General features: G+C 72.7%; 11 protein-coding genes. 5 read left to right on the forward strand and 6 right to left on the reverse strand.

Going from position 1 to position 13,898, the window contains the following annotated elements:
- Positions 1–15: 15 nt before the first annotated feature.
- The 3 genes from KKZ08_RS05355 to KKZ08_RS05365 all read left to right on the forward strand — a co-directional run bounded on the left by KKZ08_RS05355 (position 16) and on the right by KKZ08_RS05365 (position 2,755).
- Positions 16–693 carry a uracil-DNA glycosylase gene (locus KKZ08_RS05355; RefSeq protein WP_223773343.1) on the forward strand — a complete coding sequence of 226 codons (678 nt, stop codon included), beginning with the start codon at positions 16–18 and terminating at the stop codon, positions 691–693.
- Positions 690–1,703, forward strand: coding sequence for a BadF/BadG/BcrA/BcrD ATPase family protein (locus KKZ08_RS05360; RefSeq protein WP_223773344.1), 1,014 nt, complete (start codon positions 690–692; stop codon positions 1,701–1,703). The genes KKZ08_RS05355 and KKZ08_RS05360 overlap by 4 nt, the downstream gene beginning before the upstream one ends.
- Before the next feature lie 95 nt (positions 1,704–1,798).
- A complete protein-coding gene (locus tag KKZ08_RS05365) occupies positions 1,799–2,755 on the forward strand; it encodes a hypothetical protein (protein ID WP_223773345.1) in 957 nt (318 codons plus the stop codon).
- Between the two features lie 105 nt (positions 2,756–2,860).
- Here KKZ08_RS05365 and KKZ08_RS05370 read toward each other — a convergent pair whose 3' ends face one another.
- Positions 2,861–3,898 carry a lactonase family protein gene (locus KKZ08_RS05370; protein ID WP_223773346.1) on the reverse strand — a complete coding sequence of 346 codons (1,038 nt, stop codon included), beginning with the start codon at positions 3,896–3,898 and terminating at the stop codon, positions 2,861–2,863.
- 576 nt (positions 3,899–4,474) lie between these two features.
- Here KKZ08_RS05370 and KKZ08_RS05375 point away from each other — a divergent pair.
- A complete protein-coding gene (locus KKZ08_RS05375) occupies positions 4,475–5,983 on the forward strand; it encodes an FUSC family protein (protein ID WP_223773347.1) in 1,509 nt (502 codons plus the stop codon).
- Positions 5,984–6,014: 31 nt separating this feature from the next.
- Here the strand turns inward: KKZ08_RS05375 and KKZ08_RS05380 are convergent, their stop codons facing one another.
- The 3 genes from KKZ08_RS05380 to KKZ08_RS05390 all read right to left on the reverse strand — a co-directional run bounded on the left by KKZ08_RS05380 (position 6,015) and on the right by KKZ08_RS05390 (position 9,174).
- Entirely contained in the window at positions 6,015–7,166 is a 1,152-nt protein-coding gene (locus tag KKZ08_RS05380; protein WP_223773348.1) for a hypothetical protein, read from the reverse strand.
- Positions 7,167–7,282: 116 nt separating this feature from the next.
- Positions 7,283–7,834: a nuclear transport factor 2 family protein gene (locus tag KKZ08_RS05385; protein WP_223773349.1), complete on the reverse strand. Its 552-nt coding sequence runs from the start codon at positions 7,832–7,834 to the stop codon at positions 7,283–7,285.
- 95 nt (positions 7,835–7,929) lie between these two features.
- Positions 7,930–9,174 carry a cytochrome P450 gene (locus KKZ08_RS05390; protein ID WP_223773350.1) on the reverse strand — a complete coding sequence of 415 codons (1,245 nt, stop codon included), beginning with the start codon at positions 9,172–9,174 and terminating at the stop codon, positions 7,930–7,932.
- 536 nt (positions 9,175–9,710) lie between these two features.
- On the opposite strand from KKZ08_RS05390, the gene KKZ08_RS05395 reads away from it, so the two are divergent.
- Positions 9,711–11,801: a SpoIIE family protein phosphatase gene (locus tag KKZ08_RS05395; RefSeq protein WP_223773351.1), complete on the forward strand. Its 2,091-nt coding sequence runs from the start codon at positions 9,711–9,713 to the stop codon at positions 11,799–11,801.
- 16 nt (positions 11,802–11,817) lie between these two features.
- Here KKZ08_RS05395 and KKZ08_RS05400 read toward each other — a convergent pair whose 3' ends face one another.
- Positions 11,818–12,567, reverse strand: a complete 750-nt coding sequence (locus KKZ08_RS05400) for an ABC transporter permease (RefSeq protein WP_223778916.1) — start codon at positions 12,565–12,567, stop codon at positions 11,818–11,820.
- A 119-nt stretch (positions 12,568–12,686) separates the two neighbouring features.
- On the reverse strand, positions 12,687–13,673 hold the full coding sequence (locus tag KKZ08_RS05405; RefSeq protein ID WP_223773352.1) for an ATP-binding cassette domain-containing protein: 987 nt from the start codon (positions 13,671–13,673) through the stop codon (positions 12,687–12,689).
- Positions 13,674–13,898 lie beyond the last annotated feature (225 nt).

Genomic DNA, 13,898 nt, shown 5'->3' on the forward strand with positions numbered 1-13,898 from the left:
CAGTAGGGTGACGCCGTGGCACCACGACCCTTGCATGAGATCGTCGAACCCGGCTGGGCCAAGGCCCTGGAACCGGTGGCCGAACGGATCGCCGGGATGGGGGACTTCCTGCGCGCGGAGATCGCCGCGGGCCGTACCTACCTCCCGGCGGGGCCGAACGTGCTGCGCGCGTTCCAGCAGCCCTTCGACGACGTCCGCGTCCTGATCGTCGGCCAGGACCCCTACCCCACGCCCGGTCACGCGGTGGGACTGTCGTTCTCGGTCGCGCCCGACGTGCGGCCGCTGCCCGGCAGCCTCATCAACATCTACCGCGAGATGACCCACGACCTGGGGCTGCCCCCGCCGTCGAACGGCGACCTGACGCCGTGGACCCAGCAGGGCGTCCTGCTCCTGAACAGGGCGCTCACCACGGCTCCGCGCAAGCCCGCCGCGCACCGCGGCAAGGGCTGGGAGGAGGTCACCGAGCAGGCCATCCGGGCGCTCGCGGCGCGCGGGAAGCCGCTGGTGTCGATTCTGTGGGGGCGTGACGCGCGCAATCTGCGGCCGCTGCTCGGGCAGTTGCCGTCGGTGGAGTCCTCGCACCCCTCCCCCATGTCGGCGGACCGGGGCTTCTTCGGCTCGCGCCCCTTCAGCCGGGCCAACGACCTGCTGGTCCAGCAGGGGGCGCAGCCGGTGGACTGGCGGCTTCCGTGACCGAGCCGGAGCCGGCGTACGTCCTCGGCGTCGACTCGGGGGGCTCCGGGCTGCGGGTGGCTCTCGCCGTGCCGGACGGCGGCGCGCCGCGCCCGGTCCCGGCCGGGGAGCCGATGCGGTCCGTGGAGCCGGTGCGCACGGGACCGCGCGGCATCGACGCCTCGCACTTCATGACGCAACTGCTGCCCATGGCACGGGCGTTGCTGGACCGGGCGGGCGGCGGGCGGATCACGACCGTCGCCGTCGGTGCCGCGGGGATGGCGACGTTGGGGGACGATCTGCGGGCCGCGTTGCCGTCCGCGCTCGACAAGGCCCTCGGCGTACGGCGCGTGGCGCTCGCCGCGGATGCCGTGACGGCCTACGCGGGCGCGCTCGGGGAGCGTCCCGGCGCGGTCGTCGCCGCGGGCACCGGCCTGATCGCGATCGGTACGGACCTCACGGCCTGGCGCCGTGCCGACGGCTGGGGCCATCTGCTCGGGGACTGCGGCGGCGGCGCCTGGATCGGCCGTGCGGGGCTCGAAGCGGCGATGCGGGCGCACGACGGCAGGCGGGGCGGTTCGCGGCCGCTCCTCGCGCGCGCGGAGGAACTGTTCGGCCCGGCGGCGGGGATGCCGGGCCGCCTCTACCCCCGCGCCGACCGGCCGGCCGTCCTCGCCTCGTTCGCACCCGAGGTGGCGGGCCGCGCGGCGGACGACGCGGTGGCGGCCGGCATCCTGCGGGACGCGGCGCGGCACATCGCGGAAGCCGCGGCGGCCGTCCGCCCCGGGAGTGGGGGGTGCGAAGTGGCCCTCACCGGCGGTCTGTTCAAGCTGGGGGAGCCGCTGCTCGCCCCGCTGCGCGAAGAGCTTGCGGCCCAACTGCCGCAAGCGCGGCAGGTCCCGGCGGCCGGCGACCCGCTGGACGGCGCCCTGCGCATAGCGGCCGATATCGCCCTGGGTCGGCTGCGGTTGCCGCAGGACGCGCGCATGCTCTCCGTGCATATGATCCATACAGAGGAAAGTGACAGTTGACCTCTGCGTAATTCATCAGACAAAAACGGACTTATACCGCTCACCTGCACCCTCCCCGAACAGAGGGGCTGCGCAAGCCAGTAGCATGCGGGCGCATGAGCTCCCCCACTGGGCCCGCATCCGGCCTGCCCGTACGAATGCCGCGCCCCCGTCAGCCGGGCCGGCACCGCCGTCCGGAGCCCGTCGCGGCTCCTGAGGGCGCACCCGCACTCGTCCTCGCCGTGCCGGGCGCCCCCAGCACCACCACGCGCGGCCTCGCCGAGGAAGTCGTGAGCATCGCCCGCTCCGAGCTGCCCGGTCTCGACGCCCGCATCGGTTACGTCGACGGTGAGGAGGACGCCACCGTCACGTCCTTCCCCGAGTTCCCCTCGCTGCGGTCCGTGCTCGTGCACGCGGCCGCACAGCGCCCGCCCGCGCCGAGCGGGCGCGCCGCCGCCACCGCCGAAGCGAGAGCGCGCTACCGCGCCGCCGGAGGTCCCGTGGCGGTCGTCGTACCGCTGCTCGCGGGCCCCGACAGCACGCTGATGGACCGCATACGGCAGACCGTCGCGGACAGCGGTGTCGCCGCCGAGCTGACCGATGTGCTCGGCCCGCACCCGCTGCTCGCCGAGGCGCTGCACGTGCGCCTGTCGGAGGCCGGGCTCGCCCGCGCCGACCGCGCGCGGCTGTTCACCGTCGCGACCGCGGCGGACGGCATCGTCCTCGCCACGGTCGGCGGCGAGGAGGCCGTGCAGGCCGCCGGGATCACCGGCATGCTGCTCGCCGCGCGCCTCGCGGTGCCGGTGATGGCCGCCGCGCTCGACCAGGAGGGCGCCATCGCGGCGACCGCCGAGCAGCTGCGTGGCTCGGGCTCGGCCCAGCTGGCGCTGGCGCCGTACCTGATCGGCCCCGAGCTCGACGCGGGTCTGCTCGACGCGGCGGCGAAGGACGCCGGCTGCTCGGTCGCCGAGCCGCTCGGCCCGTACCCGGCGATCGGCAAGCTGGCGCTCTCGAAGTACACGACCGCGCTCGGCATCGCCCCGCAGCAGCCTTCGGGCGCGCCGGTGCACTGAGCGCCCCCGCGTACGTACGCCGATGGGTCCGCCCCGATGTGGGGGCGGACCCATACGCGTACGGCGGGCCCGTTCGCGTCCGTACGACAGTCGCCGAGCCGTCGCTCAGCCGAAGATCACGCAGGAGGCGGCGGGCGCCTGGATGGAGCCGGACTTCCGAGGGAGCCCGGTGTCGTGGTCGACCGTGAACCAGGTGACGTCACCGGAGCGCTCATTGGCGGCGTACAGATGCCGCCCCGAGGGGTCGATGGCCAGGTCGCGGGGCCAGTGCCCGCCGCAGGGCACCGTCGCCGCGAGCCGGGGCGCCTCGCCCGCCTCGTCGAGCGCGAGGACCGAGATGACGTCCGCGCCGCGCGTCGCGGTCCACAGGAACCGTCCGTCGGGCGCGACGACGACCTCGGAGGGGTAGACGTCGCCGTCCGGGATGTCGGTGAGGACGGAGACCTCGCCGAGCGGCTTGAGCGTGCCGTCGTCGGCGTCCCAGGCGCAGACGGTGAGCGTGGGGGTCAGCTCGTTGAGGACGTACGCGCGGTCGCCGCGCGGGTGGAAGACGAGGTGCCGTGGCCCCGAGCCCGGGCGCAGCGCCACTTCTCGGTGGAGCGCGAGCCCGTCGCCGTCGAGGGCGCAGACGCGGACGGAGTCCGTGCCGAGGTCGACGCTGACGGCCCAGCGGCCGCTCGGGTCCGCGAGGACCTGGTGGGCGTGCGGGCCCTGCTGGCGCTGCGGGTGGGGCCCCGACCCCGTGTGGCGCAGTTCGCCCGCCGGTGCCGCGAGGCCGCCGTCGGGGCGCAGCGGCACGGCGGTGACGCTGCCGGAGCGGTAGTTGGCGGTGAGCACGTGGCCGGCGTACAGGGCGAGGTGGGTGGGGGCCGAGCCGACCGGCACGGGACGGCCGATGAGTTCCGGTTTGTCGCCTTCGAGCCGGTAGGCGGCGAGGGCGCCGTCCGATGTCTCGCTGACCGCGTAGAGGGTGTCGCCGGTGGGCGAGAGCGCGAGGTAGGAGGGGTCGGCGACCGCGTCCGTGGCGCCGAGGACGGTCAGCGCGCCGGTGTCCCCGTCGACGGCCGCCGTGAGGATGCCGAGTCCTCCGGCCGCGGTGAAGGATCCGATGTACGCCCGTCCGGCACGGTTGCCGTCGTCCACTGCTGTCCCCTCTCGGCCGGGGCGCCGCGTCCGTGGCGCCGCTCGTGCGGCCGACGCTAGCAGCCGGTCTGGACCAGACGGCGCCCGGCGGACGCCCTGACCCTCTCCACCGTCACCTGTGTCCCAGCTCACGCCCATAAGGCGCGAAGGCCCGGAACAACCGGATGTGGTCGGCCGTTCTTCCCTGTGTGGCTGCGGAGGGGACAGTGTCCCCGGGCCTCACCTATAGCCCATGGGGACGATCGTTCGGCTGAAGCCCCATGGAGCCTTTCGCCGAGAGGCGACCGCCCTCCGCGAGCCACCCGCGACGACCCCGGCTGGTCTCCCCCGTCCAGCCGGGGTCTTCTCATGTCCGCCCGCCGACCCGACCCGCCCTGCCCCGCGGTACCTGGTCCGTTGGCCTGCCCCCGATCCGGCGCGAGCGGCCACTGCTGTGCCAATGGCCCATCCTGCCGGGTGTCGGTTGAGCCAAGGGGCGAGTAGATGGTGTGATGGGGCTGTCGATGGCGCTGCGGATCCCCGCGGCGCCTTTTTCATGTGGGCATGTCGGGCGCGTCACGGAAGGGCGGGGAAGCAGTGCTGAAGAGGATGTTCGTGGCTCCGGATCCGGGACGGGTGCGGTTGCGCTTCGCCTCGCGGGCCGTCCTCGGCATCGGTCTTGCGGTGGCGGTATGCGGTCTGGCCGGGCATTCGCTCATGGCGGCGATCATCGGCGGCCTAGCCGCCCTCCTCGCTCTCTTCACCGTGACCGACGCGACGGTGCGGGGGCAGGCGGTCACCACCGCGCTGCTGCCGGTCGTCGGCTTCCCCGTACTCGCGCTGGCCGCCGGTCTGCACGACGTCCCCGTGGCGCGGGACATCGCGTTCCTCGCCGTGATGGGCATCGGCGTCTACGCGCGGCGGTGGGGGCCGCGCGGGCACTCCCTCGGCGTCTTCGCGTTCATGACCTTCTTCATCACGCAGTTCCTGCACGCCGAGTGGCAGCAGCTGCCCGAGCTCTACGCCGCCGTCCTGCTCTCCCTCCTCGCGTCCTCGACCGTGCGGTTCGGGCTGTGGTGCTACGAGCGGCGGCTGCCGACCGCGGCCCCGCCGGTTCCCCCGGCCGGCAAGGGCCTGGCACGGGCGACCACCCGGCAGGCGGTACAGGCCACGCTCGGCGGCGCGTTCGCGCTCTTGCTCGGGCAGATGGTCTCCGGTGAGCGGTGGTACTGGGCCGTGGGCGCCACCTGGTGGGTCTTCGTGAACACCACCTCGCGCGGCGAGACGCTGGTACGGGGCTTCCGGCGCCTGCTCGGCACGCTGCTCGGGATCGCCGCCGGGTTCGTGCTCGTCGTACCGCTGAACGGCGCGGCCGTGCCCAGCGCCGTGCTCGTCGCGATCAGCGTCTTCGGCATCTTCTTCACGGCCGCGGTGTCGTACACGTGGATGATGCTCTCGGTGACGGTGCTGGCCAGCTCCCTGTACGGCCTCATCGGGGTGCTGACCGGCGATCTGCTCGTGCTGCGGCTGGCGGAGACGGGGGTCGGCGCTCTGGGCGCGGTCCTCGCCGTGCTCCTCGTGCTCCCGATCACGACCCACGCCACGACCCACGGCTGGATCGAGCGCGCGCTGCGCTGTGTGCACGCCTGCACCGCGGAGGCCGCCGCGCGACTGGCCGGGTCGGCGGACGCCGATCCCGCCCACCGGGTCACCGAGCTCGAAGCGCTGCTGGGGCGGGTACGTCTGTCGGTGGCGCCGCTCGTGCATCCGCTCTGCCCGCTGCGCGCCCGCAAGCAGCGCGCGCTTGAGGTCCTCGCCCTGCTCGACGCCTGTGCGCACGAGGTGCGCGGGCTGGCCTCCGTCGCCGGTGACCCGGAGGCGTCCCACGACGCCCGCCTGGCCGCCGCGTGCTGGCGCGTCGAAGCGGCCGTCGAGGCCCTGACGGCGCCGGGTGCCGCGGCCGGGGTGGCGGGGGCCCACGGCGACCTGCCGCAGGCCGCCGTCGCGGAACCCGCCCTCGCGCACCTGCACAGCCTGGAGAGGACGCTGGCCGCGCTCGCCGCGCCCCTTCAGGGCACGAGGCGCACGCCACTGATCGGCGCCTGACCGCCCCCCAGTCCGGTTCGCCGCCGCCCCCCTACTTGTTGGGATCCCTGAAGCGGCCGAACGCCTTCGTGAGGGCGCTCAGCGGTGACCCCTCCGCCTTGCCCGGGCCGGGCGCGGGCGGCCGGAGCACGCCGTCGCCGCCGGTCGTCTCCGCGAGCGCGGCCTGCGCCGCCTCGGCCGCTTCCCGGTACAGGTCACGGGATTTCGTCATGGCGTCGAGGGCCTCGGCGTACCTGGTGACCATGGACCGGGCGTGGGCCAGCTCCTCGTCCGGGGTGAGCAGATGCCAGCCGTGGCGCAGCCGCGTCAGGGCCCGCTCGGCGTCGGCGGGCAGGGGCCGGGGCAGGGCGGCGTACTCCTTGATCCTGTCGAGGAGCTCGGTCGGTTCCGAGCCGTCCAGGAAGACGCTGCGCACCGTGAAGCGCTCCGCGTCGTAGTCGGCACCCTGCGGCGCCGTGGGCAGGACGACGGCGCCGCCGCGCGGCATGCGCACGCCCAGCTCCCGCTTCATCGCGAAGTCGGCGATCTGTGCCTGCTCGGGCGTGCCCCGGTGCTCGACCACCCGGTGCCGCAGGCTCGGCGGCAGGAACACCGAGACCGGCTGCTGTCCCCGCGCGTCCGGCGTCATCGCCTCGTGCACGACGACGTGGACGAACCAGCTCTGCCGGGTGCACTCCCGCAGCCGGTGGCGCAGCTCGTCGTCGTCCTTCGGCAGGTGGTTCGTGGTCCGCAGGCGCAGGTCCGGCACCGTGTCGTGGTCCCAGGCGACCCGGTCGCTGTCGGGCCAGAACATGGTGGCGGGCGAGGGCCAGTGCGGGTCCCAGGCCCGCTCCGCCTCGGCGGCGAGGACCCAGACGACGCCTTCGCCGTCCTTGCGGCGCGTCTCGGGGTCGTACGTGGTGAGCTGTGCGCGCACCGTGACGTCGTCGGCCACGTGCCAGCGGGCCTCGAAGAGGCGGCGGGCCGAGGGGCCGGGGTCGGCGGACTCGTCCCGCGGGTGGAGGACGGTGGAGCGGGCCGCCTCGGCGGGGTCGAGGTCCAGGTAGTCGTCGAGCACCCCGGCCGCCTTGAGGGCGATCAGGTTGCGCCGGACGTCCTGCTCGGGCTCGGGCCCGAGGTGGCGCCCGCGCCCCAGCCACGCGGTGTCGGGGACGGTGGTCGAGGAGGTGCTGTTCTTGGCCATGGAATCGTTCTGTGGGTGGTCAGGGCCCGACCAGTATGGTCCGTGGTGCCGCCGGGCGAAGCGGTAACCCCATGAACGGTTCCGCGACCGGGGGCCGGGCCCTGCCCTTGGCCTTGCTACGCCCGGCCGTTCTCGTGCTTCCACTCCCTGACGTGCTCGGGCTGGTTCTGGACGGCGAGAAGCATGATGTCGCGATTGCCGCTGGTCCAGTCGACGGTCAGCCGCAGGCCGCTGATGCGCCATCCCTCGTGGGTGCGGGCCAGGCGGTAGCGGTAGTGCCCGCCGACCGTCCAGATGGGTTCGCCCCGGTCGTTGGCGAGGATGTGGGTGGCGAGGACGGACGCCGTGCACTCGGCGGTGTCGCCGTCCACGGTGACCAGGTGGTTGCCGACCAGGTGCTGGGTGGCGTCCAGACCGCTGAGGACCGTTCTCCAGCCGTCGACGATGCTCTGGCGGGGCAGGTGGAGCGGCTCGCCGCCGTTGAGGGAGGTGTAGTCGAGGTCGACCTCGTCGGCGAAGACCTCCCGGAAGGCGGACCAGTCCCGGCGGTCGGTGCTCCAGGCCGACCGGGTGCAGGTCTCGACGATCGCGGCCCGGTCGTGCAGCACCGAGGTGCCGTGTGGTGCGGTCTCGTGCGGCGCGGTCTCAGGCGGTGCGTTGTCAGGCATGAAGAACCCTCCTCTGGAAGTGATGGTGCAGGTCGAGGTGGGGGGACCTGAGTGACGGCTGACCGGCGCACTGCGCGCTACGGGTGAACTGTGCGCTACGGGTGGGGGTGGGGGTGGACGAGCAGTTGGCCCAGTCGGACCATCAACGGGTGCGGCGCCCAGTGGGGTTCGGTGGCCAGGGTGAGGTCGGGGAAGCGGCGGAACAGCGCCGACAGGGCGATCTCCGTCTCCATCCGGGCCAACGGGGCGCCCAGGCAGTAGTGGATGCCGTGCCCGAAGCCGAGGTTCCCGCCGCCGCGTTCGCCGTCGCGGCGGCCGACGTCGAAGCGGTCGGGGTCGCTGTGGCAGGCCGGGTCGGTGTTCGCGGAGATGAGCACCGGTTGCACCGCCTCGCCCGCGGCGATGGTGAAGCCGCCCAGTTCCACGTCCGCCAGGGCGTAGCGCAGCGGGCTGATGGGGAACGGCGTCCAGAGGCGGACCAGCTCGTGCACGGCGGCGGGCCAGCGGTCCGGTTCGCGGCGCAGGAGGTCGAGCTGGTCGGGGTGGGTGAGCAGCGCCGCGATCGAGTTGCCGATCTGGTGGGCCGTGGTCTCGTGGCCGGCGAACACGATGTTGATGACGAGCGTGACGAGTTCGTCGTCGGAGAGCCGGTCCCCGTCCTCGGCCTGGGCCCGCAGCAGCGCCGTGATCAGGTCGTCGGCGGGTTCGGCGCGCCGCCGGTCCACCAGGGCCTTGACCTGTTCGACCATCGAGCGCAGGGCGTCGGGTGTGCGGTCGGGCGTCATCGACACCAGTCCGTCGCCCCATTCGCGCCAGGCCGGGCGGTCGCTCTCGGGGACGCCGACGAGTTCACAGATGACGGCGATCGGCACCGGGTAGGCGAACGATTCGATCAGGTCGACGGGGTCGGGGCCCGCCGCAGCGGCCTCGATGCCGTCGAGCAGCTTCCCGGTGATCTCCTCGATGCGCGGGCGGAGGTCGGTGACCCGGCGCGCGGTGAACGCGGAGGAGACGAGCTTGCGCAGTCGCGAGTGTTCGGCCCCGGAGAAGTTGATCAGCATCCCGGTGACGTGGACGGTCAGGTCCTCGGGTATGCCCAGGACGGCCAGGTTCTTGATCAGCGGGTCCTCTTCGCCCGGTGCGGGCGTCCTGCGGGTGGCGAACCGCGGGTCGCTCAGGACCGTACGGACCTCCGCCGCACCCGTCACGTACCAGGCGGGGGTGCCGTCCATGGCCCATCCGCGCCAGAGCGACGACTGGTCCCGCAGCCGCCCGAACTCCCCTCGAAGATCGGCCATGATCGCGGGGTCCAGAAGATTCGGCTCATATGTATGGGTCATGGAGTCGCCCCTTGTTTTGGCGTGGCGGCGGCGCGAATGGCGGACCACCGAATCGACACCGAATAATGGCAGGAGCCGAATCGCGCCGGGAGGAAATGGCGAGTATTGGCGGTTGCATTAACCGGAGCCGGACCAGGAGAGGAGGGCCGATACCAGGGGAGGCGAGCTGTCGGTGACCCGACCGCTCCATAAGTGATAGCCGAGCCGAGAATCCATATCGGAATACTTCTCCCGCCGAATCAATGGGATCAACTTCCGGCGCCACTCAGTTAAACGGGCGACCGCCTCAGGTGTCAACCAAGATCCAGACCATTATCCGCAATTCCGCAGATCGCGGCGCCAAACATTGTCCAAATCTTGTGACGCCATTCACGTGGCCATGTCTCTCTTGATGACCGATGTTCCTCACTCCGCGGCCGGGACACACCCCGGCGTCGCCCTCCGGTCGTGCGCTGACCGGTTCCTCGCGCAGGATGGAGGGATACACGCCGCCGGCCGTGCGGCCCCCGGGCGCCGGCCAGGAGGGAGTGGGCGCGATGGGTACAGGTGAACCGTTGCGGGACGACGGGGCGACGGCCCCTTCGGCACCCCTGCCCCCGGGCGGCCTGCTCGATCTGCTCAGTGTGTCGGCCGTGGTGCTGGACAGCGGCGGGCGGATCGTCTTCTGGAGCCCGCAGGCGGACGACGTCTTCGGGTACACCGCCGAGGAGGCGCTCGGCCAGTACGCGGCCAGGCTGCTGGTCCACGACGAGCACCGCGGTCTGGTCTCCAAGCTGTTCACCGAGGTGATGGGCACCGGGGCGAGCTGGGCCGGGGCGTTCCCCGTGCGGCACAAGGACGGCAGCACCCGGGTGGTGGAGTTCCGCAACATGCGGCTCCTCGACGACCTCGGCGACGTCTACGCCCTCGGGATCGCCGCCGAGCAGTCCACGTTGCAGCAGGTCGAGACGGGCCTCGCGCTGTCCGAGCGGCTCGTGCACCAGTCCCCCATCGGTCTCGCGCTGCTCGACACCGACCTGCGCTATCTGCTGGTCAACCCGGCCCTGGAACGGATCAACGGCGTTCCGGCCACCGACCACATCGGCCGCCGGCCGCGGGACATCCTGCCGTTCCTCGACGTCGACCGCATCGAGTCGGCGCTGCGACAGGTGCTGACGACCGGTACGCCCATCACCGACGACTACGTCGTGGGCCGCACCCCGGCGTCACCGGGCACCGATCACGCCTGGTCGGTGTCGTACTACCGGTTGGAAGGGCCGACGGGGCGGGTGATGGGCGTCGCCAACTCCGTCATCGACGTCACGGAACGCCACCAGTCCGCGACCCGGGCGGACCGGGCCCGCCGCCACCTGACGCTGATCGCCACGGCGTCCGGCCGCATCGGCACCAGCCTGGACGTGGTGCAGACCGCCAACGAACTGGCGGAGGTCGCCGTCCCCGAGCTGGCGGACATGGCCGCGGTGGACGTGCTCGACTCGGTGCTGGCCTTCCGCCGGCCCACGGAGACCCAGGAGGGCGCGAAGGTGTTCCGCGCGCTCGCCGTGGCCTCCGCCTACCCGTCCGAGGCGACCGTGGCCATGGACCAGGTCGGTGACGTCGCCGAGTACGGGGCCGAGCGGCTGGTCACGCAGTGCGTCCGCACCGGGCGGCCGGTGCTCGTGACCCATGCCGGGCCCGAGGACCTCCAGCGGATCGCCCGCCACCCGGAGGCGGCGCGGACCCTCGCCCGCGCCGGTGTGCACTCCTACGTCGCCGTCCCGCTGATCGCGCACAACGAGATCCTCGGCGCCTTCGACCTGCTGCGCGCGCGCAATCAGCGCCCCTTCGACGAGGACGACGTACTCCTCGCCAAGGAACTGGCCGCCCGGGCCGCCGTGGCCATCGACAACGCGCGCCGGCACGAGAGCATCCGCAACTCCGCCGTCACCCTCCAGCGCAGCCTGCTGCCCGGCCCTCCGCCGCGCCTCACCGGCCTGGACGTCGCCTCGCACTACCAGCCCGCCGAGGCGTCCAGCGAGGTCGGCGGCGACTGGTACGACATCATCCCGCTGGACGGCGACAGGACGGCGCTGGTCATCGGCGACGTCATGGGCAACGGAATCGACGCGGCCGCCGCCATGGGGCGCCTGCGCGCGGCGACCAGCGCCTTCGCCGATCTCGACCTGGAGCCCGACGAAGTCCTGCGGCACCTCGACAAGATCGCCCGCAGCCTGGAGCACTACATCGCCACCTGCGCCTACGCCATCTACGCCCCGCACGAGCGGACCTGCTGCATCTCCAACGCCGGGCACCTGCCGCCCGTCCTCGCCCGCAGCGGCCGGCGCGCCGAACTGCTGGACCTGCCCACGGGGGCGCCGCTCGGCGTCGGCGGCATCCCGTTCAGCACGATGACCTTCCCACTCGACCCGGGCGACCGGCTCCTCCTCTACACCGACGGCCTCGTCGAGACCCGCCACCATCCCATCGACGAGCGCCTGGAGGCCCTGCTGCTCCTGCTCGACGAGCCGCGCCGGCCGCTCGGCGAGACCTGCGAATGGCTGCTGTCGTCCCTGAGGCACTCCGACGACCACGACGACGTCGCCCTCCTGGTCGCCGAAGCCCGCCCCTTGGACCCGCCCGGCCGCTGACCCGTTGCCTGCGGCGCTACTTGCTGAGACCTGCGAACCTTCGTACGGCCAACGGCAGGAAGACGCCGACGAGCAGCAGCGGCCACACCACCGCGAGCAGCCCGGCGTGCTCCGCCGCCCACGAAGTGCCCGTGGCCCCCGGGTCGTTGCCGAAAAGGTCGCGCACCGCCGTCGCGGTCGCCGACATCGGGTTCCATTCGACCGCGGCACCGAGCCAGCCCGGCATGGTCTCCGGCACCGTGAAGGCGTTGGAGAGGAAGCCGACCGGCCAGACGAGGATCTGCACGGCCGACACCAGCTCCGGCCGCCCCGCGACCATGCCGAGGTGGATGCCGAGCCAGAGCATCGCGAAGCGCAGCAGCATCAGCAGGCCGATCGCGCCGAGCACCGCGCCGAGCGAGCCGTGCCAGCGCCAGCCGATGGCGAGCCCTACCCCCGTCATCACGATCAGCGAGGCGAAGGACTGGAGCATGTCGGCCGCCGACCGGCCCACCAGTACCGCGCCGTTGGCCATCGGCATGGACCGGAAGCGGTCCACGACGCCCTTGTTGAGGTCGGCGGTGACCGCGACCATCGTGGCGTCAAGGCCGAACGCCATGGTCAGCGCGAACATGCCGGGCACCAGGAACTCGGCGTAGTCACCCGCGATGCCCTTGCCGCCGCCGATCAGGTAGTTGAACATCAGCAGCAGCATCACGGGGAAGACGAGCCCGACGAGGACCTGCACGGGTTGCCGGGCCCAGTGGGCCAGTTCGCGGCGGGTCATGGTCCAGCAGTCGACCAGCGCCCAGCCGACCCGCGAACCACCCGTCACAGGCACAACCACGGTCCCGGATGCGCCCGCGCTCCCTGTGCTCCCTGCGCCCTCCTGTGTCACCGTCGTCCTCATACGGCCTCCTTCACCCATGCCGCCGCTCCCGCTGCTCCCGGCCCACTGCCCTCCGAACGTCCCGTCAGACGCAGGAACACCTCGTCGAGCGTCGGCCTGCGCACAGCGATGTCCTCCGCCTCGATGCCTTCCTCGCTCAGCGCCCGTACGACACGGGTGAGGGCGTCCACGCGGTCGGTGGCGGGGGCACTGGCCAGTCGGCGGTCGGCGTCGATGGTCACGTCGCCCGTGTCACCCGGCAGCAGCCGCGCCGCGTGTACCAGTTGGGCGCCGTCGCGCACCACGACGTCGACGCGGTCGCCGCCGATCCGCGCCTTGAGGTCGTCCGCCGTGCCGTCCGCGATGACCCGGCCGTGGTCCACCAGGGAGATGCGGTCGGCCAGTTGATCGGCCTCTTCCAGGTACTGCGTGGTCAGGAGCACCGTCGTACCGCCGCCGACGAGGGAGCGCACCGCTTCCCACACCTCGGCGCGGCCGCGTGGATCCAGGCCTGTCGTCGGCTCGTCCAGGAAAAGCACCTCCGGTTCCGTGATGAGCGACGCCGCGAGGTCGAGGCGGCGCCGCATGCCGCCGCTGTACCGCTTGACGGCCTTGCGGCCCGTGCCGGCGAGGCCGAAGCGGGCCAGGAGTTCATCGGCCCGCGCCCGCGCCCGCCGGGCGCCGAGGTGGTGCAGGCGGCCGAACATCTCCAGGTTCTGCCGGCCGCCGAGCTCCTCGTCGACCGCCGCGTGCTGGCCGAGCAGGCCGATCCTGCGGCGCACCTCGTCGGCGTGGCGCCGCGCGTCGCATCCGGCGATCTCCACGTGACCCTCGTCCGCCCGGAGCAGCGTCGCCATGATGCGTACCGCGGTCGTCTTGCCCGCGCCGTTCGGCCCGAGCACGCCGTGCACCGTCCCGCGCGCGGCCACCAGATCGAGCCCGTCGAGGGCCGCTCTGTCTCCGTACCGCTTCCGCACGCCCGCGAGGACGATCGCGTTCTCCATCCGACTCCCTCCACACACACCCACAGCCGTGTCACACCCTCTAGTCAAGCTTGACTAGGTGGAGGACGGTAACCCGGGGAATCCAATTAGTCAAACTTGATCACCTGCTGGCAGCGGAGTGCCCGCAGCCGCGAACTCGGCTTCCACGGAAGCCACTTGCCCGAGGAGCACGGCGGACAGGACCTGACCTACGTCCTGGACGACTGCCACGTCCCGGCCGCCGAC

It is taken from the genome of Streptomyces sp. 135 (assembly GCF_020026305.1).
Lineage (GTDB): Bacteria > Actinomycetota > Actinomycetes > Streptomycetales > Streptomycetaceae > Streptomyces.